We start from the raw sequence: 25,585 nt of genomic DNA on the forward strand, positions 1-25,585 counted from the left end.
GAGGGGAGTTGGAAGGGGAGATGACAGCGGTGGAACCCAAGGTGTCCTGTGTCTTCGTGTGCCATGACGGCGCCGGGCGGGTGCTGCTGGCGCGGCGCGGCGCCGGGGCCCGGGACGAGCCGGGGACCTGGGACTGCGGCGCCGGGGCGCTGGAGTTCGGGGAGTCCTTCGAGACGGCCGTGGCCCGGGAGGTGCAGGAGGAGTACGGGGTGCGGCCGCTCGGCATCGAGCAGATCGGGGTGCGCAATGTGCTGCGCGGCGATCCGGTCGACTCGCACTGGGTCGCGGTGGTCTTCGCCGTACGGGTGGCCCCGGACGGGGTGACGATCGGTGAGCCGCACAAGTTCGACGCGCTCGACTGGTTCGCCCCGGACGCGCTGCCGGAGCCGCTGCATTCGCAGTGCGGGGAGACGCTGGGGCTGTTCACGGCGGGCGCCCGGGGGCACGGGGGGCGGTGAGCCCGTCGTGGTGACGAGGGGCTGTCCGGCGGATCGTGGCCGGTCCGCCGGACAGCACACCTAGGGGGCGACGGCGCTCACCGTCCGCCGGGCGGCTTCGAGGAGTTGTTCGTCGGCGTTCATATCGGCGTCCTCGGAGCCCGCGTGGAGCGGAAGCCGGGTGCGTCGGCCGATGAGGGCGCGCAGGTGCGGCAGGGCCGGGCGGGCGTGCTCCCCCATGGCCTCCAGGGTGGCCATGGCGGCGGGGCCGAAGAGATCGTCGTCGAGGTACTGCGGGAGGACGGCGAGCAGGTCGGCGGCGGCCGCCGGGCCCTCGTGGCGCCACAGGGCCCGCGATCCGAAGACCTGCATACCGCCGGGCCGGCTGAGGACGAGGTCGCGCAGCTGACGGGACTGGTCCGGGGTCAGGCCGCCGTGGTCGAGCAGCCACTCGAAGAGCCCGGAGCGGTCGGAGACATACCGCCGCAGCCGGGACGGGGCGCACAGTGCGGCCTCGGCATAGCGGCGCTCGCCGGTGATCCGGGCGAGGGCGAGCTCCCGGTAGCCCGCCCGCTGCCGGGAGGCGCGGCTGAGCCCTTCGAGCAGCGGCACCGCGGAAGCGGCGGCGGGTCCGATCCGGCCGAGCGCGGTGACCAGGCGCAGTTCGCGCCGGCCGGCCCACTCGGCGCCCTGGGCATCGCGCAGGGCGCACTCGGCGCGGAGCGCCTCGATGAGGTCGGGGACACCGGCCGCCGCCGCGGGGCCGAGATCGTCGCTCAGCGCGATCGCGGTCGACACCACGTGCGGATCGTCGGAGCGGAGCAACCTCCTTATGACGGGGACGAGATGCTCCGGGTCGGCGGTCCCGGAGCGCAGCAGACCGCGGACGGCGGCGACCGCACCGGCGGGCGGTGTCCCCGATGCCAGACGGGTGTGGACGTACGGGGCGGCGCGCGGGTCGTCGACCGTGGCGAGGGCGTAGGTGAGCGTCCAGGCCGTGGCGGAGCGGGTGTTGCGGGTGGCGGGCAGCAGGGCCGCAAGGTCGTCGGCGGCCAGGCGGGTGGCGGTGCGGGAGGCGCAGAGCGCGTCCACGGCGAGGTCGCGCAGGGCGGCCGGTGCGGTGCGGACCAGGGCGGTGAGGTGCGGGGTCAGGACGGCGGGGGCCGCCCGCCACGACTGGAGGGCCCGCCGGGCGAGGTGCACCCCGACCCGCTGGCCGTAGGGGCCCGCGTCGCCGGTCAGCAGCCGGGCGGCGGCGGTGTAGCAGTGCTGCTCCCGGTCCTGCCGGAACAGGGCGTCGCCCCAGCGGTGGCCGAGGGGCCAACCGCGGTCCGCGTCATGCCCGGACAGTGCGCCGACCTCCGCCACCGTCTGCGCGTCCAGGGCGGGCCACTCCTCCGCCGGCGCCGTTCGCAGCTCCTCGATACAGGCGAGCAGGCGGATTTCGGGGAGCGGGTCGGTGCGCAGCGGCCCGGGCGGGCACGGGGAGTGGCGTGCGTACAGCAGCAGTGCGTCGGCCAGGGCGATACGGGTGGCGGGGTCGGGGTGGCTGTCGAGGGCCGTGCGGGCGCGGTCGGTGCCGCCGGCGCGCACGAGGAGGCGGGCGGCGGTCCGGCGGGCGTCCGGGTCGGGGTCGTGGAGCCGGGCCGCTGCCGCCTCGATCGGGCCCGGCCAGGGCTGGGGACCGCTGTAGGTCAGCTCGGTGAGCAGGGTGAGCGCGGTGCGGCGCACGGCGGGGCGCCGGTGGTGGGTGAGTCCGGTCAGCTCGTGGGTGACCGGGCCGTCCGGGTCGGCGCGTACCGCGTCGAATACGGCGGTACGGACGGTGGCGCCGGGGGCGAGGGCGGATCCGTCGAGGACTGCCGCGGTCACGTCGGCCGGGCGGTCGGGGTCGGTGGCTGACGGGGCGGGGACCGGGTCGTGGCCCGGGGTCCGCGCGGTCATCGGGTGGGGCGGTGGCCGCCCTTCCTGTAGGTCATGGGGAGGATCGTGGCCCACGGGAAGGGGTGCGGCAACCGGTTTTTTTGGGGGCGGGCCGAGCAGTGGGCCCGCCCCTTCCCTCTACAGCGGTGCGATGTCGGTGAGTTCACCGTCTTCCGTCGACAGCCAGCGGGTGATGCCGAGGTCCCGGAGGAACGTCAGATCGTGGCTGACGACGAGGAGCGCGCCCTCGTAGGACTCCAGGGCGGTGACCAGCCGGCGGACCGAGGCGAGGTCGAGGTTGTTCGTCGGCTCGTCGAGCAGCAGCAGCTGCGGGGCCGGCTCGGCCAGCATCAGCGCGGCGAGCGAGGCGCGGAAGCGTTCCCCGCCGGAGAGCGTGCCCGCTAGCTGGTCGGCGCGGGCGCCCTTGAACAGGAAGCGGGCGAGCCGGGCCCGGATACGGTTGTTGGTGGCGTCCGGAGCGAAGCGGGCGACGTTCTCGGCGACGGTCAGCGCGGGGTCGAGCACCTCCAGCCGCTGGGGCAGGAAGCGGTAGGGGACATGGGTCTCGGCCGTACCGGACTCCGGCGGGATCGCACCGGCGACGGTCCGCAGCAGGGTGGTCTTGCCGGAGCCGTTGTGGCCGGTCAGTGCGATCCGTTCGGGGCCGCGCACCTCCAGGTCGGCATGGACGCCGTAACGGGCTTGCAGGTCGTGCAGGGTGAGCACGGTCCGGCCCGGCGGCACGGCGGTGTGCGGCAGATCGATGCGGATCTCGTCGTCGTCCCGGACCGCCTCGGTGGCCTCGTCGAGCCGGTCCCTGGCCTCCTTGAGGCGTTCGGTGTGCATGATGCGGTGCTTGCCCGCGGATACCTGGGCCTCCCGCTTGCGTTCGTTCATGACGATCTTCGGCTCGCGCTTCTGGGCGTTCATCTTGTTGCCGTAGCGGACCCGGCGCGCCAACTTGACCTGGGCGTCGGCCAGTTCGCGCTTCTGGCGCTGGACGTCGGCCTCGGCGACCCGCAGCATCCGCTCGGCCGCCTCCTGTTCGACGGCCAGGGCCCGTTCGTACGCGCTGAAGTTGCCGCCGTACCAGTGGACCTCGCCGTCGCGGAGGTCGGCGATCCGGTCGACGCGTTCGAGGAGTTCGCGGTCGTGACTGACCACGACGAGCACACCGGACCAGCCGGACACCGCGGTGTACAGCCGCTCCCGGGCCGCCACGTCGAGGTTGTTGGTGGGCTCGTCGAGCAGCAGGACGTCCGGCCGGCGCAGCAGCAGGGCCGCCAGCCGCAGCAGGACGGACTCGCCGCCGGAGACCTCGCCGATGGTGCGGTCGAGGTCGATACCGGGCAGTCCGAGCTGGTCGAGGGTGGCGCGGGCGCGCTCCTCGACGTCCCAGTCGTCACCGATCGCGGTGAAGTGCTCCTCGCTCGCGTCGCCGCCTTCGATGGCGTGCAGCGCGGCGCGCGCGGTGGCGATTCCGAGCGCCTGATCGACCCGCAGGGCGGTGTCGAGCGGGGCGTGCTGCGGGAGGTAGCCGACCTCGCCGGCGACCTTGATGCTGCCGGCTGTGGGGGTGAGTTCGCCCGCGATCAGCTTCAACAGGGTGGACTTTCCGGCCCCGTTGAGGCCGATCAGGCCGGTGCGGCCGGGGCCGACGGCCAGCGGGAAGTCCTCCAGGACGGGACTGCCGTCGGGCCAGGTGAAGCCGAGGCCGGTACAGACGATGGAGGCGGCGGACGAGGCGGAGGACATGGACATACGGGTCTCCTGGGCGCGGGGGAAGTGCATGCGGACTGCGCTGGGAGACACCGCGTCGGAACGCCGTGTTGCGCCGGGGTACACCGTGCGGGTACGCCGAGGTCGCGGACGGGCCGCGTGAGGCATGATCCGCCGCTCCGGATACCGGAAGCGCAGGGCGGATCACCGCTCACGGGCGCGGTGTCTCATGACCTCAGACGAGCAACGGCCTTCTCCGATCGGCGGCAACAGGAACGATGTTGACGGTACGGGGGACGCCACCGAAAAGCAAACGCATTTTTCGTTGCGTTTATTTCTCCAGGGCGGCGTCCCCTGGCCGCTACTCCCCCGCCCCGGCGCGCGGCCGCAGACGCACCCGCGCCGGACCGGTCGCCTGGAGGGTGATTCCGGCCGAGACCGGCACCTCCTCGTCCACGGCGTCGAGTTCGTACCCGCGCAGCAGCACGGCCAGCGCCAGCACGGACTCCAGCATCGAGAAGTGCTGTCCGATGCAGGCGCGCGGCCCGCCGCCGAACGGGAACCAGGCGTAGCGGTGCCGCGCCGCCTCCGGCTCCGGGTCGAAGCGCCGCGGGTCAAAGCGCTCCGGGTCCGGCCACAGCTCCGGGTCGCGGTGGGTGACCCAGGGCGCGACGACCACATCGGCACCGGCCGGGATGCGGCATCCGCCGATCTCGGCGGCCGCCACGGCCCGGCGGCTGATCACCGGCGCCGCCGGATACAGCCGCATCGATTCCTTGAGCGCCTGTGTCAGATACGGCAGTCGGTCCAGGTCGGCGGCCGTGGGGGTGCGGTCGCCCAGGACGCGGTCGAGCTCGTCGCGGACCCGGGTCTGTTCCTCCGGGTGCCGGGCGAGGAGGTGGAGGGTGAAGGCGAGGGAGGTCGCGGTGGTCTCGTGCCCGGCCAGCAGGAAGATCAGGACCTGTTCGCGGACCTCGGTCGTGTCCAGCGAGCCGTCCTCGTCATTGCCCGCAGCGGCGAGCAGGGACAGCAGATCCTCGCCCGCGCCGTCCGCGCCCCCGGTGGTGGCGCGCGAGGCCCGCCGGTCCGCCACGATGCGGTCGCACAGCGCGTTCAGCTCATCGGTGGCGGCCCGCGCCCGCTGGTTCCCGGGGGTGGGCCACTCGCGGGGGATCTTCACGGGGACGTAGGCGCGCCGGACGACATACGCGTTGATGACCGGGGCGCAGCGGTGGATGGCGTCCACCGCCGCCTCCGCGTCCAGACCGAACAGGATCCGGGAGACGGTGCGCAGCGCCAGCCGGTTCATCTCGGGGACCAGATCAACGGTGCCGCTGCCCGCGGTCCGCCAGCGGTCGGCCAGCGTGGCGGCCTCGGTGGTCACCGCCGAGGCGTAGCCGTCGACCCGGCGCTTGGTGAACAGCGGCTGCACCAGCCGGCGCTGTCTGAGGTAGTCGGCGTCCTGGCTGGTCAGCAGGCCGTTGCCGAAGGCCTGCCGGACCTCCTCGTAAAGCGGGTGATCCTTGCGGAAGTTGGCGGCCCGGGAGGCGAGGATCTGCTGGACGCCCTCGGGCGCGAAGACCGCGTGGAAGACGCTGCGCAGGCCCGGCGGCCCGGCCTCCAGGCGGACCACATCGCCGTGCTCCCGCTGGGCCCGTAAGAACGTGCTGAGCGAGTCGCGCCGGAGGTCGAGCATCGAGCCGAGCACGGGAAGGCCGGCCGGGCCCGGAATCGCGCGCTCCGGGGCGGAACCGGGCTGAGGGGGAAGGGATTCGGTCAGGGACATGCCGGATGTCTATCCCGGCGAGCCCGCTGTCTATCCCGGCGGGCCGGGTTTCTCGCCTGGTGGGCAGGGTTTCCTTCTCGGCGGGCCGGGTTTCTCTCCGGCAGGCCGGGTTTCTCTCCCGGCGTCGGGCGCCGTCAACGGCCCGCGTAGCATGACTCGGTGATCAACAAGCCTGCCGGACGGACCGCCACCGCAGCCCCGTGCCGGGTCACCGTATGCCGCGGCTGCTGCTGCGGCGACGCGGCCAAGATCCCGGGCGTCGACCACACCGGGCAGATACCCCGCCTGCGCGCGGCGCTCGACGGCGCGGCTCCGGTGCGCGCCTCGGAGTGCCTGGACGTCTGCGACCAGGCCAATGTGGTCGTGGTCCAGCCGTCGGCCGCGGGCCGGGCGGCCGGCGGCCGGCCCGTCTGGCTGGGACTGGTCAACGACGACGAGGCGCTGGCCGACATCGCCGCCTGGATCCGCGCCGGCGGCCCCGGTCTCGCCGAACCGCCGGGTGTGCTCGACCTGTACGCGATCACGGTGTCGCGGCGGGTGCGGGAGGGCCTGGAGGGCTGAGGCACCGGGCCGCCGCCGCGCCCCCGCACTCACCCGCCCCCGGCACCGCCCTCGGTTACCGGAGTCTTACGAAGCCGGACCGGGCCACCCGCGTCCGCCCCCGGTGGTGTTGGCTGGGGCCATGACGCACCTCCCGGGAAGGGCACGCTGACCTGTGCACCCCGCCACCCCGCCGCCCACACCCCCGCCCGTCCCCGCCGCCGGGCCGCCGCGCCGTGTCCTGGTGGTCGAGGACGATCCGACCGTCGCCGAGGTCGTCACCGGCTATCTCTCCCGCGCCGGCTACACCACGGCCCATGCCGCCGACGGTTTCGCCGCCCTCGACCGGGCCGCGGACTTCCGTCCGCATCTCGTCGTGCTCGATCTGATGCTGCCGGGCATCGACGGCCTGGAGGTGTGCCGCCGGCTGCGGCGCGGCGACGGCCCCGCGGTGCCGGTGGTGATGCTGACCGCGCGCGGCGAGGAGGCGGACCGCATCCTCGGTCTGGAGCTGGGCGCGGACGACTATGTGACCAAACCGTTCAGCCCGCGGGAGCTAGTGCTGCGGATCGGCTCGGTGCTGCGCCGTGCGGAGGCCGCGCCGCCGGCCACGGCGCCCGCCGCCGTCCTGCGGGCCGGGGATCTGTCCGCCGACCCCGGCGGCCGGCGGGCCGACCGGGCCGGGCGGGCGCTCTCGCTCACCACCCGCGAGTTCGATCTGCTGGTCTTCCTGATGCGCCACCCCGGGCGGGTCTTCTCCCGGGAGGAGCTGCTGCACCGGGTCTGGGGCTGGGAGTTCGGCGATCTGTCGACGGTGACCGTCCACGTACGGCGGCTGCGCGAGAAGATCGAGGCCGATCCGGCGGCGCCGCGGCTGGTGACGACGGTCTGGGGCGCCGGCTACCGCTTCGACCCCGTGGAGGACGAGCCGCCGCCGGAGGACGGCCCGCTGCCGGGAGGGGAACTGCACCCATGACGGACTTCCTGGTCATCGTGGCGCTGGCGGCGCTCGGCGCGGCACTGGCCGGGCTGCTCGCCGCGCCCGCGGTACGGGTGTTGCGGCGGCGCTCGGTCGCGCTGTCGCTGTTCGCGGTGGCGGCGCTGGCGGTGGCCGCGATGGCGGCGGGCACGGTGGCGGTCGCCCAGGCGATGTTCCTGTCGGGGCACGACCTGGGCGTGGTGATGGCCGTGGTGGCCGTCTCCGGGGTGGTGTCGCTGGCGGCGGCGCTGCTCTTCGGGCGGCGGATCGCGGCGGGCAGCCGGGAGCTGGCGCGCTCAGCCCGTACGGTCGGCAGCGAGGGCGGCTTCGTGGCGCCCGCCGAACCGCCGACGGCCGAACTGGCCGCGCTGTCACGGGCGTTGGAGGAGACCAGCGGGCAGCTGGCCGAGGCGCGGGAGCGGGAACGGGCGCTGGATGCCTCCCGGCGCGAGCTGATCGCCGGGATCTCGCACGATCTGCGCACTCCGCTCGCCGGGCTGCGGGCGATGGCCGAGGCGCTGGAGGACGGGGTCGCCGAGGACACCGCGCGCTATCACGCACGGATGCGGATCGAGGTGGACCGGCTGGCCGCGATGGTCGATGACCTCTTCGAACTGTCCCGTATCCAGGCCGGGGCGCTGGCCCTGACGCTGTCGCGGGTGTCGGTCTACGACCTGGTCGGCGAGGCGCTGGCCGGGGCCGGGCCGCTGGCGCGGGCGAGCGGGGTGCGGCTGGTGGACGGCGGGGTGGTCCCGCTGCCGGTGCGGGTGGACGCCCAGCAGATCACCCGGGTCCTGGGCAATCTGCTGGTCAACGCGATCCGCGCGACGCCCGCCGACGGCACCGTCGCGGTCAGCGCCCGGCACGAGGAGGGCCGGGTGGTGCTCGCGGTCGAGGACGGCTGCGGCGGCATCCCGCCGGAGGATCTGCCGCGGGTCTTCGACACCGGCTGGCGCGGCGGTGCGGCCCGCACCCCGCGGGCGGACGGTATGGGCGGCGCCGGGCTGGGCCTGGCGATCGTCCGCGGGATCGTGGCGGCCCATGAGGGCCGGGCGACGGTACGGAACACCGGGGCGGGCTGCCGCTTCGAGGTCGAACTGCCGGCGGCGGAGGCACCGGCGGCGCCGCCCGCGGCATGAGCGTACGGGCGGCCCGGCGCCGCCTCAGCGGTGCGCCGGCGCCCCGTTCCGCTCCGCCGCCCCGGGGCCGGGCCCGCCGGACTCCTGCTCGGCCGGGCGCACCGGCAGGTCGCGGACCGTCCGGACCGGCGAGAAGAAGAGGATCAGGGCGGCCAGCGGCACCCCGGCCGTCATGATCCACATCGCGGTGCGGACGCCGAGGGCGGAGCCGAGCGCGCCGCCGAGCAGCGCGCCCAGCGGCAGGGTGCCGTAGTTGAGGAACGCGCTGCTGGCGACCAGCCGGCCGAGCAGCGGCGGCGGGCAGTAGCTCTGCTGGAAGCTCACCTTGAGGATGGTTCCGGCCACCACTCCCGCGCTGACGCCGAAACTGCCCGCCACGTAGAGCAGCGCCCCGGCGCCCGGGGCGGTGAGCGGGATGAGCAGCGCCGCGCTGGGGACACCGAGTTCAAACAGCAGTATGGCGCGGGCGGTGCCGAGCCGGCCGGCGGTGCGGCGCACCACGAAGGCGCCCGCGATACCGCCCGTGCTCGCCATCGCCAGCAGCCCGCCGACCGCGCCGGGCGGCAGCCCGACCTCGCGGACCAGGAAGACCGCTGTGAGGGACTGGTATCCCATCAGCGCGAGGTTGGAGGCGGCGCCGAAGAGCGTGAGCGTACGGAACCACGGGTCACCGGCGACCAGCCGCAGCCCCTCGGCGACCTCCCCGGTCAGCGACCTCGGTGCGCCCTCCCGGCCCGCCGGGCGGGGTTCGCGGTACCGGATGCCGAGCAGGCACAGCAGCGCGACGAGGAAGGTGGCGGCATGGGCGAACAACCCGTTGACGGCGCCCGCGAGTTGGGCGATGAGGCCGCCCGCCCCCTGCCCGGCGATCTGGGCCGCGGAGGCGCTGCCGTGCAGCTTGGCGTTGCCCTCGGCCTGGTCCGCCCGGGCGAGCAGGGTGGGGAGGTAGGCGCTGTACGCGGTCTGGAACAGCACCGCCGAGCCACCGGTCAGCAGGGCCACGGCGATCAGCAGACCGAGCGTGAGCCCGCCGGCCCGGGCCAGGACCGGTACGGCGGCGAAGAGCACCATCGAGGTCCCCGCGGCGGCCAGCATCAGCGGGCGGCGGCACAGACGGTCCACCCAGACCCCGACCGGGAGGCCGATCAGCAGCCAGGGCAGCCAGCCGCAGGCGCTGATCAGGGCGACCTCGAAGGTGGTGGCGTGCAGGGTGGAGACGGCCACCAGCGGCATCGCCACCGTGCTGACCGCCGCTCCGAATTTGCCCGCCGTCTCCCCGCACCACAGCAGCCGGAAGTCACGGTGGCGGCGCAGCAGTTGGCTCATCGCTCGTCCCGTTCCTTGCGGGGGAAGGACTGGAGCTGGACGATCACGGGCCGGGCCTCCTCGGCACCCGGCGCCGCCCCGTCCCCCGCCGCCGCCTCGCGCGCCGCCGCCTCCCGGTGCCGGACGACCACGGCCTCCAACTCCGCGTTCAGTGCGGCCAGTTGGTCCGGAGTCAGGCGCAGGTCCTGCCAGCGCGAGAGCGTCCCGGCGTCACGCCACTCCGCGGCCCACTCCTCGGCGAGGTAGGTGGTCACCTGGCCGAAGTCCCGGTGGACGGTTTCGTGCAGATAGACCGCCAGCGCGCCCCGGCTGTCGGGGTCGTCGCGGAAGTCGTTGGTGTCGAGGCGGCGGGCCACCCGCACCGCCCGCCACCAGCGCTCGCGGCGGGTGCCTCGGCCGGTCTCCTCCTCGATGAAGCCGTGGTCGGCGAGGTGGCGCAGATGCCAGCTGACCGTGCCGGTGTTCTCATCGAGGCGGCGGCCGAGTCCGGTGGCGGTGTCCGGGCCGTCGAGGGCCAGCAGGTCCAGGATGCGCATCCGCAGGGGATGCGCCAGGCCGCGCAGACTGCGGGCGTCCATCCGGCGCACGGGAGGGGCGGCGGGAGGGGCTGCGGACGGCGGTTGAGGCCGCTCCGGCTCAGGGGCATCGCTCATGAGACGACAGCCTAGAGTTGCAGAGACTCCTCTGCACAGGGTTCTCTGCAAAGAGTTCTCTGCAACTTGCCGCCCGCTACCGCGTGTTGTCCTCGTGCTCCCACAACGGGTGCTCGCGGCGGGCCCATTGGGCATCGACCGACCCGGTGCGCAGCCCGCGGCGGGACTCGGGGTCGCCGAAGGCCTTCCAGACATGGCCAGCGATCACCAGGACCACGGCGAGCGCGAGCCAGTCGTGGACGAAGGTGGCGCCGGTCCGCCAGACCAGGGGCGCGAGATCCGTGAACCACATCAACAGGCCGGTGCCCAGCATCACGAGAACCGCGCCGGCGATCCAGGCGGCGTAGAGCTTCTGGCCGGCGTTGAATTTCCCGGCCGGCCGGCCGCCCCGGCGGCGGAGTGCGGCGCGCAGCCACTGGCGGTCGTGCGGGCCGTAGCGGTTGAGGCGGGTGAGGTCGGTGCGCAGCGCGCGGGAGCCGAGGCCCAGCAGCAGGGGGACGGGCAGCAGGATGCCGGACCACTCGTGGACGGTGACCATCAGGGCGCGGCGGCCGACGAGTTCGGCGAGGAAGGGGAGGTAGAGACAGCCCGCCGTGAGGACGCAGACGGCCATCAGGGTGGCGGTGGCGCGGTGCACCCGGTGTTCCGCGCGGGTGAAGCGGGGGACGCGGGGGCGCTCGGCGACGGGTGCCGAGGGGGCGTCAGGTCGTGGGGGCATCGTCGCGTCCGTTCGACCGGCCGACCCAGGCGTCGACGTCATATCCACGGTCCTCCCAGTATCCGGGCTCGACCTGTTCGGTGACGGTGATCCCGGAGAGCCACTTCGCCGACTTGTAGAAGTACATGGGCGCGACATAGAGCCGCACCGGGCCGCCGTGCGCATGCGCGAGCGGTCTGTCCTGCATCCGCAGGGCGACCAGGACGTCGTCGCGGCGGGCCTGTTCGAGGGTGAGCGACTCGCTGTAGGCGCCGTCGAAGCAGGTGAAGCGGACGGCCCGGGCCTCGGGGCGGACCCCCGCGGCATCGAGCAGGGCCGAGAGGCGGACCCCCTCGAAGGGGGTGCCGGGCACCCGCCAGCCGGTGACGCACTGGACATCGCGCACGAGCCGGGTCTGCGGCATCCGGCGCAGGTCGGCGAGGCTGTAGCCGGCGCGGTGACGCACCAGGCCGTCGACCGTCAGCCGGTAGTGGTGGGCGTCCTTCTCCGGTACGGATCCGGTCACCGAGTAGTAGCGGAAGCCGCCGCCGCCCGGGAGCAGCCCTGACAGGCCGGTGGGGTCCTTCTGCGCGGCGGCGCCGAGGGCACTGTCGTAGGCACGCTGGAGGAGAGGTGCCGTGGCCACTCCGGCGGCACCGGCCGCGAGCATGCCGAGCACCACCCGACGGCCCACGGGGGTGCCCTGCCCGTCCCTGCCGCCGCCCGCCGCGCGGTCCGGCCTGTCGTCCCTGGTCATGCCTCGATTCGAACACCGGACGGGCGCCGGGGCCAGTGTCCGGGCCCCGGCGTCAGACTTTCGTCATCGTCGTCCCCGGGGGCACGGTGCGGTGATGTCCCCGGCGCGGCGCAGGGCGGTGTCCCGGGCGGCCCGGAACGCGCCGTCGGCGTCGCGGCCCGCGTACGACCACGGGGTCCGGGTGGGGTGCGGGCCGATGCGCTGGAAGAGCGCGGCGGCCTCGGCCATCCACCCCTCATGGAAGGTGGCGTGGGCGAGGAAGTTGAGATCGACCTTGGCGCGGGGGTGGTCCTCACCGCCCCATTCCAGCCACCAGTCGAAGGCGTCCCGCAGGATCTGGTGGGCGCGCCGGGTGGACCAGTGGCCCCGGTCCGGACGGGGTGCCGGGCCCGCGGTGGCCAGGACGCGGTAGCGCTCCGTGTGGGCCACGAGGGGCAGGAGGGCGAGCGGCGAGTCGGCGGGGGCGCGGGCCGCGGCGCGGGCGGCGAAGGCATGGGCCGGGTGCCGGGGGTCCTCGCGGGCGCCGGGATGCTCCTCGGCCAGGGCGGCCGTCATCAGGTGATGTGCGTGATGGTGGTCGCGGTGCCGGGCACGGATCTGCTGGAAGGCGTGCGCCCGGGCCTCCGGGGTGCCGGTGCGGCGGGCGAGGATCAGCGCGCCGAGCCAGGGCGTCGGGTCCTCGGGCAGCAGCCGGGCGGCGGTGGCACAGGCGTCGGCGGCGGCCTCGGCGCTGCTCTCGCCGTGCAGCGCGAGCCGGACGGTGGCGAGCGCCAGGAGGGTGGCGGCGTCACCGCTGTCCGGTTCGGCGAGCCGCCAGTCGCCGGCCCAGGCCGCGCTGCCGGGCGAGGTGGCCAGGACCGTTAATCGGTGGCCGCGCAGATCCCAGTCCTGGCCGGTCTCGGCGAGCAGGCCGCGCACCCGGGCCCACTGGCCGAGCGCCAAGGCGTCGGCGGCGAGGGACAGTTGAGCGTCGTCCAGGGCCGGGGCGAGGACCGGGGCGAGGGCCGGGCCGGCCGGGCAGCGGGCGGGTGCGAGCTGCGGCGGTGGGGATGGGGAAATCGAAATCACGGGTCAGGGGCTCCATGACGCGCCGCACCGGCCCCGAACAACCCCCTGAGTCGCCCTCAGTGGGGAGGGACCGGATCCGTACGCGCCTCTACAGAGGGTGATGGCTTGGTCCGCACCAGTCATCACGCACAGCAAAGCGGTACGCAGAGCTCCGCGTCAAGGCGGGAAGGGGAATGGCTGGATCCGCCCCAACCCCCCTTCCGTATCACGGTATTGAACGGACGGCCAACGGAAGGGGGAGACGGATGGCGGCCGGAACGCGCACCGCCCGCGTCCCCGCCGCCCGTCTCCCCTCCCCCGCCCCGGTCCCCCGTCCCCGCTGCCCGTCCCCGCCTCCGTCCCCGTCAGGACACCGCCCGCGCCGCCGCCCGCCCCGCCGTACGCCCGGAGAAGAGGCAGCCGCCGAGGAAGGTGCCCTCCAGCGAGCGGTAGCCGTGCACCCCGCCGCCGCCGAACCCGGCCGCCTCGCCCGCCGCGTACACACCGGGCAGAGGCGCGCCGCCGTCGGCCAGCACCCGCGAGGAGAGGTCGGTCTCCAGGCCGCCGAGCGTCTTGCGGGTGAGGATGTTCAGCCGTACGGCGATCAGCGGGCCCGCCTTGGGGTCGAGCAGCCGGTGCGGGGCGGCGGTGCGGATCAGCCGGTCGCCGAGGTACTTCCGGGCCCCGCGTATCGCCGTCACCTGGAGGTCCTTGGTGAAGGAGTGGGCGATCTCGCGGTCGCGCGCGACGATCTCGCCGCGCAGCGCGTCCTCCGCGATCAGCGGCTTTCCGGTCAGCTCGTTCATCCGCCGCACCAGGTCCGTCAGCGACCGCTCGACGATGAAGTCCGCGCCGTGGTCCATGAAGGCCCGCACCGGGCCCGGCGCACCGGCCCTGGCCCGGCCCAGCACGTCCCGGATGCTCTTTCCGGTCAGATCCGGGTTCTGCTCGGAGCCGGAGAGGGTGAACTCCTTCTCGATGATCTTCTGGGTGAGCACGAACCAGGTGTGATCATGGCCGGTCCGCATGATGTGCTCCAGCGTCCCGAGGGTGTCGAAGCCCGGGAACAGCGGCACCGGCAGCCGTTTGCCGCGGGCGTCCAGCCACAGCGGGGACGGGCCGGACAGGATCCGGATGCCGTGCAGCGGCCAGATGGGGTTCCAGTTGTCGATGCCTTCGGTGTAGTGCCACATCCGGTCACGGTTGATGAGCCGGCCGCCGGCCGCCTCGGCGATGCCCAGCATCTTGCCGTCCACATGCGCCGGGACCCCGGACAGCATCCGCTTCGGGGGCCTGCCGAGCCGCTTCGGCCAGTTGGCGCGCACCAGCTCGTGATTGCCGCCGATACCGCCCGAGGTGACGATCACGGCCTGCGCCCGCAGCTCGAAGGCGCCGGCCACCTCGCGGCTGCTGGGCCGGCCGCGTTCCACGTCCGACGGCTCCAGGATCTCGCCGCTGACGGTGTCCACGGTCCCCGCGCTGCGCGACAGCCCGGTCACCCGGTGGCGGAAGCGCAGCTCCACCAGGCCACGGGCCGCTCCGGCCCGTACCCGGCGCTCGAACGGGGCGACCAGACCGGGCCCGGTGCCCCAGGTGATGTGGAAGCGGGGGACGGAGTTGCCGTGCCCGGTCGCGTCATAGCCGCCGCGTTCGGCCCAGCCGACGACGGGGAACAGCCGTACGCCCTGCCGGTGCAGCCAGGCGCGTTTCTCGCCGGCCGCGAAGTCGACATAGGCCTCGGCCCATTTGCGCGGCCAGTGATCCTCCGGCCGGTCAAAACCGGCCGTGCCCAGCCAGTCCTGCCAGGCCAGCGCGTGGCTGTCGCGGACCCGGAGCCGGCGCTGCTCGGGCGAGTCGACCAGGAAGAGACCGCCGAAGGACCAGTGGGCCTGTCCGCCGAGGGACTGTTCGGGCTCCTGGTCGAGGAGGATCACCTTGCGTCCCGCGTCCACCAGCTCGGCGGTGGCCGCCAGGCCCGCGAGCCCCGCTCCGATCACGATCACATCAGCGTCGTACGCCATCTCTGCTCTCCTCAACGGGGCACGCCGGGCGCCCCGGCCGCAACGGTGGAACGATCCTCAGCGCACCCGTCTGCCGCGTCAACCATGGAGTTACCGGGTGGTACACCGGGGCGCGCGGGAGAATGGGGGTGACGAGGGCCACCCCACGCCCGACGCCGGATGACTATCCTCAGGCGCATCCCCCCACCCCGCGCGATACGAGGTGCGACGTGACGGTGATATTGCTCGCCCTTGGCGCGGCCTGCTGCCTGGGACTCGGTTTCGTGTTTCAGCAGGCCGCGGCGCAACACGCCCCGATGAAGGACTTCCTCTCCTTCCGTCTGCTGCTCGACTTGGTGCGGATGCCCCTGTGGGTGGCCGGTATCGGTCTGATGGTGGTCGGGATGGCGCTCGGCGCGGTGGCGCTGGGGATGGGCGACATCACCCTCGTGGAGCCCCTGCTCGCGACCAATCTGCTGTTCGCGATGGCGCTGTCACGACGGCTGACCCGCCAGCGGCTCGGCCGCAGCGGCTGGGCCGGGCTGTGGCTGCTGGCGGGCGGGGTGACGGCCTTCATCGTGGCCGGGCGCCCCCAGGGCGGGCGCAGCAACGCCGACCCGATGTGGCAGTGGCTGATCATGGGCTTGGTGCTGGGCGCCGCCCTGCTGCTGGCGGCGGTCGCCAAGCGGGAGCGGGTGCATGTGAGCCTGGAGGCCGCCCTCCTGGGCATCGCCGCCGGGCTGCTCTACGGGCTCCAGGACGCGCTGACCCGGATCAGCGGTGAGCGCTTCGGCTCCGGCGGCTGGTCGGGGCTGCTCACCAGCTGGCAGCCGTACGCCATCGTCGTGCTCGGGGTGCTGGCCCTGGTGTTCGTGCAGAGCGCCTTCGAGTCGGCGCCGCTGCGGCTGTCGCTGCCGGCGCTGACCGCCGCCCAGCCGCTGGCCGGAATCCTCTGCGGGGTGGGGTTCCTCGGCGACCAGCTGCGGGTGACGCCCGGGGCGCTGGCCGCGGAGGTGATCGGGATCATGGCCGTCGTCGCGGGCATCGTGCTGATCGGCAGCCATCCGGCGATGCCGCCGGGCGCCGGGCAGCGGGAGAACGCCCGGGAGCTCCAGCCGCGCTGACGGGCCCGTCCGGGGCGGTGCGCCGCCCGGCGCCGTCGCCTCGCGCCTCCCCGCCGCCACTCCCCCGTCCGGCCCTGTGCGACTCCCTCGTACGGGCCTTCCTCGCGTCCCGCTCCCCCGGCCGGAACCCGCCCATCGCGCCCCGCCCCGGCGGGTGCGGCCCCCGCCCGTGGTGATTGCATGGCTCCATGGCTGATCAGCAACCGCTCAACGCGGACGAGATCCTCGACGTCGTCGATGAGAACGATCAGGTCGTGGGACAGGCTCCACGCGGTGAGACCTACGCCCGCAGGATGCGCACCCGCTCCGCCTTCGTCCTGGTCAGGGACGCCGAGGACCGGATCTTCGTGCACCGCCGCACACCGCGGAAGCTCGTCTTCCCGGCGCACTACGACATGTTCGTGGGCGGGGTGGTCGGCGCCGGCGAGACCTATGACCAGGCGGCGCTGCGGGAGGCCGAGGAGGAACTGGGCGTGCAGGGGCTGGCGCAGCCCGAGCCGCTGTTCAAGTTCCTCTACGAGACGGACGAGCACTCCTGGTGGTCCGCGGTCTACCAGGTGCGCTGCACCCTGCCGGTCGCCCCGCAGGAGTCGGAGATCGACTGGTCCGCGTTCCTGACCGAGGAGGAGCTGGGGCGGCGGCTCGACGAGTGGCCGTGGACGCCGGACGGGATGGCCGCCTACCGGCAGGTGCTCGCCCGGCGGGAGGCGGGGGAGTTCTGATGCCACCGGTGTACGGGACGGGACGCGGGCCAGGGTTCCGGCCATGATCCGCACCGACGGACTGCGGTCGCTCCGCGCGGCCGTACGGCTGTGGGTCTCGCCCGCGCGGGTCCACGAGGAGGGGGCGACCCCCGACTACCGCTTCTCGCTCGCCAATGAGCGCACCTTTCTCGCCTGGCTGCGGACCGGGCTGGCGCTGGTCGGCGGCGGGTTCGCGGTGGACCAGTTCCTGCCCCGGCTGCACGAGGGGCTGCGGCTGATCTTCACCGTCGTGCTGCTGGTGGGCGGCGCGCTGTGTGCGCTGCGGGCGGTCAACCACTGGGTGCGCTGTGAGCGCGCGATGCGGCGCGGGGAGGACCTGCCGGTCACCCGTTTCCCCAGCGCGCTGGCCCTGGGCGTCGGCGTGCTGGCGGTGGCGATGGTCGTGCTGGTGCTGCTGGGCCGGACCGACTAGCCGATGGCGGGCGGACAGCCGCCGGGCGCGGGAACGCCGCGTCCGGCTCCCGACCGGGACCCCGGGCTCCAGCCGGAGCGGACCCGGCTGGCGTGGCGGCGCACCACGCTGTCGGCCACCGCGATGGCGGTACTGGCCGGCCGTCAGCTGCTGCGCAGCGATGCCCCGGGAGCGGTCGAGGTGACGCTGGCGGTGCTGATGGGGCTGCTGTGGGCGGCCTTCGTGGCCCTCGCCCACCGCCGGATGCGGGCGATGGCCGGCGGCCGCCCGCCGGCCCTGCCCCCGCGGACCGCGCTGCTGCTGGTCGGCTGCACCCTGGCGCTGGCGCTGGGCGGCGCGGTGATCCTGGTGCGGCCGGGGCACTGACGCCGGGGTGCGGCACGCCCGCCGGCCGGGGCGGCGGTACCGTGACACGACCTCGCGCGCACCGGGCGGGCCCCTGCTCGGCAGCGTGGAGTGACGGGCTATCAGACGAAGGGCACACCCGCATGGACGACGCGACGGCACGGCACACGGCGGCACAGAACCCGGGGGCACCGGCCACGACACCGGCCACCGGCCCCGGCGCGACCGGACCGGACGCCACGGAGCCGCCCGGCGCCGGGACCCCCGCGGGCCCGCCGCCCGCCGACGGGTCCCCCGTCCCCGAGCCCTACCTCACCGAACTGGCCGCCGGGGTCCATGCGTTCATCCAGCCGGACGGCGGCTGGTGCCTGAACAACGCGGGCTTCGTCACCGACGGGGACGCCACCCTGGTCGTGGACACCGCCGCCACCGAGCGCCGGGCGCGCCTGCTGCGCCGACGGATCGCCGAGAGCGGCGCACCGGCTCCCCGCACCGTGGTCAACACCCACCACCACGGCGACCACACCTACGGCAACGGCGTCTTCGCGCCCGAGGCGACGATCGTCGGCCATGCCTCCTGCCGCCGCGAACTGCTGGCCGCCGGACATCAACTGCACGCCGTCTGGCCGGAGGTGGGGTACGGCGACATCCGCCTCACCCCGCCCGAGGTCACCTACACCGACGAGCTGACCCTGCACGTCGGCGACACCGAGGTGCGGCTGATCCACCCGGGCGTCGCGCACACCACCGGCGACACCATCGTCTGGCTGCCCCGGGAGCGCATCGTCTTCGCCGGCGATCTGGTCTTCCACGGCGGCACCCCGTTCGTCTTCATGGGGTCGCTGGCCGGCTCACTGCGCGCGCTGCAAACGCTGCGGGCCCTGGACGCGGTCACCGTCGTCCCCGGGCACGGTCCGGTGACCGGCCCCGAGGTCTACGACGGGATCGAGCGCTATCTGCGGTTCGTCGGCCGGCTCGCGGAGGAGGGCCGGGCGGCCGGGCGTACCCCGCTGGAGGCCGCCCAGGAGGCGGATCTCGGCCCCTTCGCCGAGCTGGCCGAGAGCGAGCGGCTGGTGGCGAATCTGCACCGCGCCTACACGGAACTGGGCGGCGCCGCCCCGGGCGTCCCGCTCGACCCGATCGCCGGATTCGGCGATATGACGGTGCTGAACGGCGGGGTCCCGATGTCCTGTCACGCCTGAACCGCCCCGTGGGCCGCGGGAGCCGGCGGGCCCGCGGCCATGAGGGGCAGGGGCGGACGGGGCGGCGGGTGCGGCGGAAAAACCTCGCGTGACGGACGCCCCACGCTCCGGCACTGGACTCCATACCGACTAGTCGGCATGATCGTGCCAGCGACCGATGGACCGTCCACTCCGTACGGAGGAGCACGATGAGCAAGGGCACCCCTCCCCCGCAGGACCGGGACCGGGAGGACCCTCCCGGCCTCGACCTGACACGATTGCGTGCGCATCTGGACCAGGAACGGCCGGGGCTGGCCGGCGGCCCGCTGCGGGCGCAGCTGATCGAGGGCGGGCGGTCCAATCTCACCTACCGCGTCACCGACGGCGCCGCCTCCTGGGTCGTCCGCCGGCCGCCGCTCGGCCATGTGCTGGCCACCGCCCACGACATGCAGCGCGAGCACCGGGTGATCAGCGCACTGCACCGGACGCCGGTGCCGGTACCCGAGACGCTGCTGCTGTGCACGGACGAGTCGGTCATCGGGGCGCCCTTCTACGTGATGGAGCTGGTCGAGGGGACCCCGTACCGCACCGCCGCGCAGCTCGCCCCGCTCGGCCCGGAGCGCACCCGCGCCGTGGTGCTGTCCCTCGTCGACACGCTCGTGGAGCTGCACGCGGTGGACCCGGAGGCGGTCGGGCTCGGCGACTTCGGCCGCCCCGACGGCTTCCTGGAGCGCCAACTGCGGCGCTGGGGCAAGCAGTTGACCGCGTCGAAGAACCGTGAGCTGCCGGGCATCGACGAGCTGCACGAGGCGCTCGGCCGGGCGCTGCCCGCCTCGCCCGCCCCGGCCATCGTGCACGGCGACTACCGCCTCGACAATGTCCTGGTGGGCCCGGCGAGCGCCCCGGAGGTGAACGAACCCACAAGGGGCGCCGACACCCTCAAGGCCGTACTGGACTGGGAGATGTCCACGCTCGGCGACCCGCTGACCGACCTCGGGCTGCTGGTGATGTACAGCTCGGACCTGGGGCTGCCGGAGTCGCCGGTGAGCACCACCAGCGGCGCTCCGGGGCACCCGTCCCCGGCCGAGCTGATCGAGCGCTACGCCGCCCGGTCCGGCCGGGACACCTCCGCCATCGCCTGGTACACGGCGTTCGCCTGGTTCAAGCTCGCCGTGATCCTCGAAGGCATCCACTACCGCTTCACGCTCGGCCAGACCGTCGGCGCCGGGTTCGACCGGATCGGCGAGCTCGTCCCCGTCTTCATCGACCGCGGACTCACCACCCTCAAGGAAGGCTGAGGCAGCCATGGACTTCGCATTCGACGCCCGGACGGAGGAGCTCCGCGAGAGGCTCCTGACCTTCATGGACGAGCATGTCCACCCGGCCGAGCAGACCGCCCATGAGCAGCGGGCCGCACTGGCCTCCCCGTGGGAGACCCCGGCGATCGTCGACGAGCTCAAGGCCGAGGCCCGCAAGCAGGGACTGTGGAACCTCTTCCTGCCCGACGAGGAGCACGGCGCCGGGCTGACCAACCTCCAGTACGCGCCGCTGGCCGAAATCACCGGCCGCAGCCCCCAGTTGGCGCCCACCGCGCTGAACTGCGCGGCGCCGGACACCGGCAACATGGAGGTACTGGCGCAGTTCGGCTCCGCGGCGCAGCAGAAGCAGTGGCTGGAGCCGCTGCTGGCGGGCGAGATCCGGTCGGCGTTCGCGATGACCGAACCGGAGGTGGCCTCGTCGGACGCCACCAACATCGAGACCCATATCGCGCGGGACGGTGACAGCTACGTCATCAACGGGCGCAAGTGGTACATCTCCGGGGCGATGAACCCGCAGTGCCAGATCTTCATCGTGATGGGCAAGACCGACCCGGACGGCCCGGACCCGCGCCGCCAGCAGTCGATGGTCCTGGTGCCGCGCGACACCCCCGGTGTCGAGGTCAAGCGGGCGATGCAGGTCTACGGCTTCGAGGACCACTGGCACGGCGGCCATGCCGAGGTGCTCTTCCATGACGTACGGGTGCCGGCCGGCAATCTGATCGGTGAGGAGGGCGGCGGCTTCGGCATCGCCCAGGCCCGGCTCGGCCCCGGCCGGATCCACCACTGCATGCGGCTGATCGGGATGGCCGAGCGCGCCATCGAGCTGATGTGCCGCCGCGCGGTGAGCCGTACGGCCTTCGGCAAGCCGCTGGCCCAGCAGGGCGTGGTCCAGGAGTGGATCGCGGACGCCCGGGTGGCGGTGGAGCAGCTGCGGCTGCTGGTACTGAAGACCGCCTGGCTGATGGACACGGTCGGCAACAAGGGCGCGCACACCGAGATCCAGGCCATCAAGATCGCCACCCCGCGCACGGTCGTGGACATCCTCGACAAGGCGGTGCAGCTGCACGGCGCGGGCGGTGTCAGCCAGGACTTCCCGCTGGCCGAGCTGTGGGCCGGGGCCCGTACGCTCCAGTTGGCGGACGGTCCGGACGAGGTGCACCAACGGTCGCTGGCGCGCCGGGAGTTGAAGCGCTACCTGTAGCGCGGGTCCGGCGGCCGGCCCCGGGCGGGACCCGGCCGGCCGCCGTCGACGGACCCCGGGCACCGGCACCCGGATCAGGGGTGCCGGCGTCCGGGGCCGTCCGGGCGATGCCGTGATGCCTGTCCGGCATCGCCCGGGGGAACGTCTGCGGGTGGGTGGGCGCGCGCCGTCACACCGGGTGAACGGGGGCGCTGACCGGTGCCAGGTGGTGCACCCGGGCCGGCGGCAGATTGCCCAGCACCAGTTCCGTACGGAAGGTGTGCCGCTCCAGTATGCGGCGCAGGGTGTTCTGCCCGTCCAGGACGTGTTCGCGTCCCGCCCGCTTGGTGAAGGTGCGGCGCATCCGCGCCCCTCCCACATAGCCGAAGAAGGACAGCGTGCCGCCGGGCCGCAGGGCGCCCAGCAGCCGGTCGAAGATGTCCGCGGTCGTCGGGGCGTCGAAGTTCGCGAACGGCAGACCGCAGACGATGGTGTCGTAGCTGCCCAGGTCGTGGTCCTGCACGAGGCCGGTGCGGAACTGGAGCCGCGGATCGCTGCCGTAGGCGCCTTGCAGCAGGTCGACGAAGCGCGGGTTGGCCTCGACCAGGTCGAGGGTGTCGTGCCGGCCGAGCGCGCCGGCGATATGGCGGGTCACCGCCCCGGTGCCGGGCCCCACCTCAAGGACTGCGCGGGCACTGCCGGGGCTGGGGATCACATAGCGGGTGAGGGCCCTGCCGAGCCGGGGGCCGCTGGGAGCGATCGCCCCCACCTCCCGGCTCGTCCGTGCGTACTCCCGGAGAAAAAGTGTCACTTCAGGCAAAGGGCACCCACTCGATAGATAGCAGTACTATCCATACCTTAGGTTACGGGTGCGGGATGAGGACAGCCCCTGCCCGTGACCGCCCCCTGAGTCTCATGGCCCCGGAGCGCATGCCCACTGCTCTTGCGCGCAATCCAACAAATTCCAGGGGATGCGGTCAAGGCCCGCTGCGCGATCAGGTGCAGCTGTGTGAGCAGCGCCGCACCCCGGCATCGTGGCTCACGGCCGCAGGGCCCGCAGCAGCAGATCGGCGAGCTGGTCGGCGACCTGCTGCGGGCTGAGCGGCCCGTTCTCGCGGTACCAGGTCCCCAGGTGGTGCACCGAGCCGAAGTGGTAGTCCACGACGAGGTCGGCGGGGATGTCGGCGGCGAACACGCCGGTGCGCTGCCCCTCCTCGATCAGGGCCCGGAACCGCTCGTGGTAGCGCCGCCGCTCGGCGCGCACCTGCTTGTCCTTCTCCGGACTCAGCTGGTGCATCGAGCGGAAGAAGATCTTGGTGTCGTCGAGGTTCTCGATGGTGGTGACGACCACATCGGCGGCGGCGTCCCGCAGCCGCTGCTCCACCGGCGCGTCGGCGTCCGCGAAGTGGTCCAGCCGTTCCTGCTGAAGCCGCAGCACCCGGCCGTAGACCTCGTGCAGCAGATCGTCCTTGGAGCCGAAATAGTGGTAGAGGGCGCCCTTGGTCACGCCCGCCGCATCGACGATCTCCTGGACGGAGGTGCGGTCGTAGCCCTGCTCAGCGAAGAGCCTGGTGGCGGTGGCCAGCAGCCGCTGGGCCACCGGCTTCGCAGCGCCGTTGCCGTTACCGTCCTTCGTGCCGGCCATCGCCCTCACCTGTCCTTCGTGCTCAGTCATGCGCGGTGGCGCAGCTCCCGTCGGAGGATCTTGCCACTCGTGGTCTTCGGAAGCTCGGCCAGGATCTCCACCGCACGGGGATATTTGTACGCGGCCAGCCGTTCCTTGCAGTAGGCGGCCAGCTCGGCGGGTTCCGGGGAGGTGCCGGGGCGCAGGCTGACGTACGCCTTCACCGACTCGCCGCGGTAGGCGTCGGGCACCCCGACCACCGCCGCCTCGCGCACCGCGGGATGGCTGTAGAGCACGTCCTCGACCTCGCGCGGCCACACCTTGAAACCGGAGGCGTTGATCATGTCCTTCTTGCGGTCGACGACATAGAGCCAGCCGTCGCGGTCCATGAAGCCGATGTCGCCGGTTCGCAGCTCGCCGTCCGGGAGGGCCTCGGCGGTGGCGTCGGGGCGGCGCCAGTAGCCGGGGACGACCTGCGGGCCGCGCACCGCGATCTCGCCCGGCTCGCCGAACGGCAGGTCCCGGCCGTCCTCACCGATGATCCGGACGACGGTGTCGGCGCCGGGCACCCCGACGGCGAGCGTGCCGGAGACCTTGTCGACCGGCGCCTCCCGGCCCGGCGGGACGCTGGCGCAGGGCGCGGTGCACTCGGTCAGGCCGTAGCCGTTGTGGACGTACGGCCCGAAGCCGGTACGGAACTTCTCGACGAGGGCGGGCGGCAGCGGCGCGCCGCCGGAGGACATGGTCCGGAAGGACGCGAAGTGGTCGCGGGTGACCTCGGGGTGGGCCATCAGCGCCATATAGGCGGTGGAGGGGCCGACCGTATAGGCGGGGCGGTGCTCCAGGAAGGCGTCCAGGACGACGCCCGCCTCGAAGCGGTAGGCGAGCACCAGGGTGCCCTGGTTGGCGATACAGGCCGCCAGTTCGCAGACCATGCCGGTGATGTGGAAGAGCGGGGCGAGCGCGAAGTAGGTGGCGCCCTCGGGGAGACCCAGGCCGGTGCGCTGGCGTTCGGCGTTGTAGGTGATGTTGCCGTGGGTGTTGGTGGCGCCCTTGGGGGTGCCGCTGGTGCCCGAGGTGTAGCTGATCAGCGCGAGGTCGCCGGCGGTGAGCTCCGGGTCGGCAGGCGCCACCCGTATCCGGCCGGCGGTACGCGCCACGGTCAGCAGATCGTCGGCGTCCTGCTGCGGCCCGAGCCGCTCACCGTGCAGCACCCGCAGGTCGTCGCGGGTCTGGAGATCCCGTTCGTGGGCGGTGAGCACGATCCGTACGGACGGGGACCCGGCGGCGGTGTCCCGCAGAAAGCCGTCCCAGGTGCGGTCGGCGCAGAGGACGGCGGTGACCTCGGCGTCGTCCAGGATGTGCCGCATCTCGGTGGACTTGTACATGGGGTTGACGGGCACCGCCACCCCGCCCGCCTTCCACACGCCGAGCAGCGCGAGCACGAAGTGCGGGGTGTTCTGAAGCATGACCGCCGCCCGGTCGCCGCGCCGGAAGCCGCGCTCGGCGAGGTGGACGGCGAGGCCGTCGGAGAGCGCGTCGGTCTCGGCGTAGGACAGCCGGCCGTCGAAGTAGGCGAGCGCCGTACGGTCGGGGACGCTGCCCACCGCGGCCCGGAAGGCGTGCAGCGTCGAGGGAGGCGGCTGCACGGGGGCGCGCTGGGCGTCGGTGAGCTGTGCCAGCCACGGCTTGTCCTGGTAGGAGGTCATCGAGGTGCGGCCCTTTCTTCCTGATCGCCCGATCATCCCTGCGGGGAAACGGCTGAGGTGAGGTGGGGTGGCGGACCCGGCCCGCCACCCCTCGCCCCTAGGAGCGGCCCTCGGCCTGCTCCAGCTTCCGCTGGAGGTGGTTCATCCCGCCGAGCCAGCGGTCGGGCTCGGCGGCGCGCGCGGTGTAGTAGTCCGCGACCTCCGGATGCGGCAGGACCAGGAAGCGGCCCTCCGCCATGGCCGCGAAGAGCGCCTCGGCGACGTCCTCCGGCTCCACGGCGGTCGGGGTGAGCACGAGGTCCCCGGCGGTCCCGGTGGCGGCCAGCATGTCGGTGCGGACGCCCTGGGGGCAGATGGCGTGGACGTCGATACCGCGGTGCCGGTAGGTCAGCGACAGCCACTCGGCGAAGGCGTAGGCACCGTGCTTGGTGACGCTGTACGGGGCGGCGGCGACCATGGTGAGCAGACCGGCGGCGGACACCGTGGAGATGAAGCGGCCACTGCCGCGCTCCAGCCACTCCGGCACCAGCTCACGGGCGGCCCGGACATGCGCCATGACATTGACGTCCCAGGCCAGCGCCCAGTCCTCCTCGGGCGCGTCGGGCCCGCCGCCGGTGCCGACCCCGGCGTTGGCGCAGAAGATGTCGATTCCGCCGCCGAGCGCCTCGCGGGCGGCCGGGACGACGGCGGAGGCGTCACCGGCGACCGCGAGCGCCCCGATCTCGTCGGCGGTCCGCTGCGCCTTGGCCTCGTCCAGATCGTTGACCACGACCCGGGCGCCCTCGGCGGCGAATCGGCGGGCCAGCGCGGCGCCGATCCCCCCGCCCGCCCCGGTCACGACCACGGTCTTGTCCCGTACGGCTGCCACGCTGGATCTCCCTCGGTCACGTCGGTTCGACTGACGGCAGACTAACCAGTCGGTAT

24 protein-coding genes are annotated in these 25,585 nt (G+C 73.6%); 11 read left to right on the forward strand and 13 right to left on the reverse strand.

Translation table 11 applies throughout. The features are described 5' to 3' along the window. Positions 1-20: 20 nt before the first annotated feature. Positions 21-458: an NUDIX domain-containing protein gene (locus CP981_RS08215; RefSeq protein WP_085927040.1), complete on the forward strand. Its 438-nt coding sequence runs from the start codon at positions 21-23 to the stop codon at positions 456-458. A gap of 60 nt (positions 459-518) precedes the next feature. Here CP981_RS08215 and CP981_RS08220 read toward each other — a convergent pair whose 3' ends face one another. The 3 genes from CP981_RS08220 to CP981_RS08230 all read right to left on the reverse strand — a co-directional run bounded on the left by CP981_RS08220 (position 519) and on the right by CP981_RS08230 (position 5,865). Further along, positions 519-2,381, reverse strand: a complete 1,863-nt coding sequence (locus CP981_RS08220; RefSeq protein ID WP_085927041.1) for a hypothetical protein — start codon at positions 2,379-2,381, stop codon at positions 519-521. A gap of 117 nt (positions 2,382-2,498) precedes the next feature. Beyond that, the gene (locus CP981_RS08225) at positions 2,499-4,121 is read right to left on the reverse strand and encodes an ABC-F family ATP-binding cassette domain-containing protein (RefSeq protein WP_085927042.1); all 1,623 of its coding nucleotides are present in this window, start codon (positions 4,119-4,121) and stop codon (positions 2,499-2,501) included. Positions 4,122-4,440: 319 nt separating this feature from the next. Beyond that, positions 4,441-5,865 carry a cytochrome P450 gene (locus CP981_RS08230; protein WP_085927043.1) on the reverse strand — a complete coding sequence of 475 codons (1,425 nt, stop codon included), beginning with the start codon at positions 5,863-5,865 and terminating at the stop codon, positions 4,441-4,443. Between the two features lie 159 nt (positions 5,866-6,024). Between CP981_RS08230 and CP981_RS08235 the strand changes: the two genes are divergently transcribed. From CP981_RS08235 to CP981_RS08245, 3 genes are all read left to right on the forward strand, one after another. Then, positions 6,025-6,426 carry a hypothetical protein gene (locus CP981_RS08235; protein WP_085927044.1) on the forward strand — a complete coding sequence of 134 codons (402 nt, stop codon included), beginning with the start codon at positions 6,025-6,027 and terminating at the stop codon, positions 6,424-6,426. A 154-nt stretch (positions 6,427-6,580) separates the two neighbouring features. Then, positions 6,581-7,381 carry a response regulator transcription factor gene (locus tag CP981_RS08240; protein WP_085927045.1) on the forward strand — a complete coding sequence of 267 codons (801 nt, stop codon included), beginning with the start codon at positions 6,581-6,583 and terminating at the stop codon, positions 7,379-7,381. Beyond that, positions 7,378-8,523, forward strand: a complete 1,146-nt coding sequence (locus tag CP981_RS08245; RefSeq protein WP_085927046.1) for a sensor histidine kinase — start codon at positions 7,378-7,380, stop codon at positions 8,521-8,523. The genes CP981_RS08240 and CP981_RS08245 overlap by 4 nt, the downstream gene beginning before the upstream one ends. Positions 8,524-8,547: 24 nt before the next feature. Here CP981_RS08245 and CP981_RS08250 read toward each other — a convergent pair whose 3' ends face one another. From CP981_RS08250 to CP981_RS08275, 6 genes are all read right to left on the reverse strand, one after another. After that, entirely contained in the window at positions 8,548-9,849 is a 1,302-nt protein-coding gene (locus CP981_RS08250; RefSeq protein ID WP_085927047.1) for an MFS transporter, read from the reverse strand. Then, positions 9,846-10,427: a winged helix-turn-helix domain-containing protein gene (locus tag CP981_RS08255; RefSeq protein WP_085927048.1), complete on the reverse strand. Its 582-nt coding sequence runs from the start codon at positions 10,425-10,427 to the stop codon at positions 9,846-9,848. Before CP981_RS08255 ends, CP981_RS08250 begins: the two co-directional genes overlap by 4 nt. Before the next feature lie 151 nt (positions 10,428-10,578). Beyond that, positions 10,579-11,220 carry a cytochrome b/b6 domain-containing protein gene (locus CP981_RS08260; protein WP_085927049.1) on the reverse strand — a complete coding sequence of 214 codons (642 nt, stop codon included), beginning with the start codon at positions 11,218-11,220 and terminating at the stop codon, positions 10,579-10,581. After that, positions 11,204-11,956, reverse strand: a complete 753-nt coding sequence (locus CP981_RS08265) for a molybdopterin-dependent oxidoreductase (RefSeq protein WP_085927050.1) — start codon at positions 11,954-11,956, stop codon at positions 11,204-11,206. The genes CP981_RS08260 and CP981_RS08265 overlap by 17 nt, the downstream gene beginning before the upstream one ends. 63 nt (positions 11,957-12,019) lie before the next feature. Continuing rightward, on the reverse strand, positions 12,020-13,015 hold the full coding sequence (locus CP981_RS08270) for a hypothetical protein (RefSeq protein ID WP_425282209.1): 996 nt from the start codon (positions 13,013-13,015) through the stop codon (positions 12,020-12,022). A gap of 353 nt (positions 13,016-13,368) precedes the next feature. Next, a complete protein-coding gene (locus CP981_RS08275; RefSeq protein WP_085924325.1) occupies positions 13,369-15,024 on the reverse strand; it encodes an FAD-binding dehydrogenase in 1,656 nt (551 codons plus the stop codon). A 209-nt stretch (positions 15,025-15,233) separates the two neighbouring features. On the opposite strand from CP981_RS08275, the gene CP981_RS08280 reads away from it, so the two are divergent. From CP981_RS08280 to CP981_RS08310, 7 genes are all read left to right on the forward strand, one after another. After that, positions 15,234-16,127 carry a DMT family transporter gene (locus CP981_RS08280; protein WP_085924324.1) on the forward strand — a complete coding sequence of 298 codons (894 nt, stop codon included), beginning with the start codon at positions 15,234-15,236 and terminating at the stop codon, positions 16,125-16,127. A 188-nt stretch (positions 16,128-16,315) separates the two neighbouring features. Further along, complete coding sequence (locus tag CP981_RS08285) at positions 16,316-16,849, forward strand: NUDIX hydrolase (protein ID WP_085924323.1); 534 nt, start codon at positions 16,316-16,318, stop codon at positions 16,847-16,849. A gap of 43 nt (positions 16,850-16,892) precedes the next feature. Beyond that, positions 16,893-17,303, forward strand: coding sequence for a YidH family protein (locus CP981_RS08290; protein WP_085924322.1), 411 nt, complete (start codon positions 16,893-16,895; stop codon positions 17,301-17,303). A 3-nt stretch (positions 17,304-17,306) separates the two neighbouring features. Continuing rightward, on the forward strand, positions 17,307-17,669 hold the full coding sequence (locus CP981_RS08295; protein WP_085924321.1) for a DUF202 domain-containing protein: 363 nt from the start codon (positions 17,307-17,309) through the stop codon (positions 17,667-17,669). 122 nt (positions 17,670-17,791) lie between these two features. Further along, positions 17,792-18,850, forward strand: a complete 1,059-nt coding sequence (locus CP981_RS08300) for an MBL fold metallo-hydrolase (RefSeq protein WP_085924320.1) — start codon at positions 17,792-17,794, stop codon at positions 18,848-18,850. 188 nt (positions 18,851-19,038) lie between these two features. Then, a complete protein-coding gene (locus tag CP981_RS08305) occupies positions 19,039-20,127 on the forward strand; it encodes a phosphotransferase family protein (RefSeq protein WP_085924319.1) in 1,089 nt (362 codons plus the stop codon). 7 nt (positions 20,128-20,134) lie between these two features. Further along, a complete protein-coding gene (locus CP981_RS08310) occupies positions 20,135-21,349 on the forward strand; it encodes an acyl-CoA dehydrogenase family protein (RefSeq protein WP_085924318.1) in 1,215 nt (404 codons plus the stop codon). Positions 21,350-21,518: 169 nt separating this feature from the next. Here the strand turns inward: CP981_RS08310 and CP981_RS08315 are convergent, their stop codons facing one another. From CP981_RS08315 to CP981_RS08330, 4 genes are all read right to left on the reverse strand, one after another. Next, positions 21,519-22,097 (reverse strand): class I SAM-dependent methyltransferase, encoded by a 579-nt coding sequence (locus CP981_RS08315; protein WP_244329592.1) that lies wholly within the window; start codon positions 22,095-22,097, stop codon positions 21,519-21,521. A 270-nt stretch (positions 22,098-22,367) separates the two neighbouring features. Continuing rightward, on the reverse strand, positions 22,368-22,973 hold the full coding sequence (locus tag CP981_RS08320; RefSeq protein ID WP_085924316.1) for a TetR/AcrR family transcriptional regulator: 606 nt from the start codon (positions 22,971-22,973) through the stop codon (positions 22,368-22,370). Positions 22,974-22,999: 26 nt separating this feature from the next. Beyond that, a complete protein-coding gene (locus CP981_RS08325; RefSeq protein ID WP_085924315.1) occupies positions 23,000-24,661 on the reverse strand; it encodes a class I adenylate-forming enzyme family protein in 1,662 nt (553 codons plus the stop codon). A gap of 97 nt (positions 24,662-24,758) precedes the next feature. Further along, positions 24,759-25,529, reverse strand: coding sequence for an SDR family oxidoreductase (locus tag CP981_RS08330; RefSeq protein WP_085924314.1), 771 nt, complete (start codon positions 25,527-25,529; stop codon positions 24,759-24,761). Positions 25,530-25,585: the final 56 nt, after the last annotated feature.

Origin of the sequence: Streptomyces platensis, assembly GCF_008704855.1 — a bacterium.
In the GTDB taxonomy this organism is placed as follows: Bacteria; Actinomycetota; Actinomycetes; order Streptomycetales; family Streptomycetaceae; genus Streptomyces; species Streptomyces platensis.

Bases quoted from the DNA above. Each gene is read 5' to 3' on its own strand.
- CP981_RS08215 (WP_085927040.1), top strand. From the start codon at position 21: ATGACAGCGGTGGAACCCAAGGTGTCCTGTGTCTTCGTGTGCCATGAC.
- CP981_RS08220 (WP_085927041.1), bottom strand. From the start codon at position 2,381: ATGACCGCGCGGACCCCGGGCCACGACCCGGTCCCCGCCCCGTCAGCC.
- CP981_RS08225 (WP_085927042.1), bottom strand. From the start codon at position 4,121: ATGTCCATGTCCTCCGCCTCGTCCGCCGCCTCCATCGTCTGTACCGGC.
- CP981_RS08230 (WP_085927043.1), bottom strand. From the start codon at position 5,865: ATGTCCCTGACCGAATCCCTTCCCCCTCAGCCCGGTTCCGCCCCGGAG.
- CP981_RS08245 (WP_085927046.1), top strand. From the start codon at position 7,378: ATGACGGACTTCCTGGTCATCGTGGCGCTGGCGGCGCTCGGCGCGGCA.
- CP981_RS08250 (WP_085927047.1), bottom strand. From the start codon at position 9,849: ATGAGCCAACTGCTGCGCCGCCACCGTGACTTCCGGCTGCTGTGGTGC.
- CP981_RS08255 (WP_085927048.1), bottom strand. From the start codon at position 10,427: ATGGACGCCCGCAGTCTGCGCGGCCTGGCGCATCCCCTGCGGATGCGC.
- CP981_RS08260 (WP_085927049.1), bottom strand. From the start codon at position 11,220: ATGCCCCCACGACCTGACGCCCCCTCGGCACCCGTCGCCGAGCGCCCC.
- CP981_RS08265 (WP_085927050.1), bottom strand. From the start codon at position 11,956: ATGACCAGGGACGACAGGCCGGACCGCGCGGCGGGCGGCGGCAGGGAC.
- CP981_RS08275 (WP_085924325.1), bottom strand. From the start codon at position 15,024: ATGGCGTACGACGCTGATGTGATCGTGATCGGAGCGGGGCTCGCGGGC.
- CP981_RS08285 (WP_085924323.1), top strand. From the start codon at position 16,316: ATGGCTGATCAGCAACCGCTCAACGCGGACGAGATCCTCGACGTCGTC.
- CP981_RS08290 (WP_085924322.1), top strand. From the start codon at position 16,893: ATGATCCGCACCGACGGACTGCGGTCGCTCCGCGCGGCCGTACGGCTG.
- CP981_RS08295 (WP_085924321.1), top strand. From the start codon at position 17,307: ATGGCGGGCGGACAGCCGCCGGGCGCGGGAACGCCGCGTCCGGCTCCC.
- CP981_RS08300 (WP_085924320.1), top strand. From the start codon at position 17,792: ATGGACGACGCGACGGCACGGCACACGGCGGCACAGAACCCGGGGGCA.
- CP981_RS08305 (WP_085924319.1), top strand. From the start codon at position 19,039: ATGAGCAAGGGCACCCCTCCCCCGCAGGACCGGGACCGGGAGGACCCT.
- CP981_RS08310 (WP_085924318.1), top strand. From the start codon at position 20,135: ATGGACTTCGCATTCGACGCCCGGACGGAGGAGCTCCGCGAGAGGCTC.
- CP981_RS08320 (WP_085924316.1), bottom strand. From the start codon at position 22,973: ATGGCCGGCACGAAGGACGGTAACGGCAACGGCGCTGCGAAGCCGGTG.
- CP981_RS08325 (WP_085924315.1), bottom strand. From the start codon at position 24,661: ATGACCTCCTACCAGGACAAGCCGTGGCTGGCACAGCTCACCGACGCC.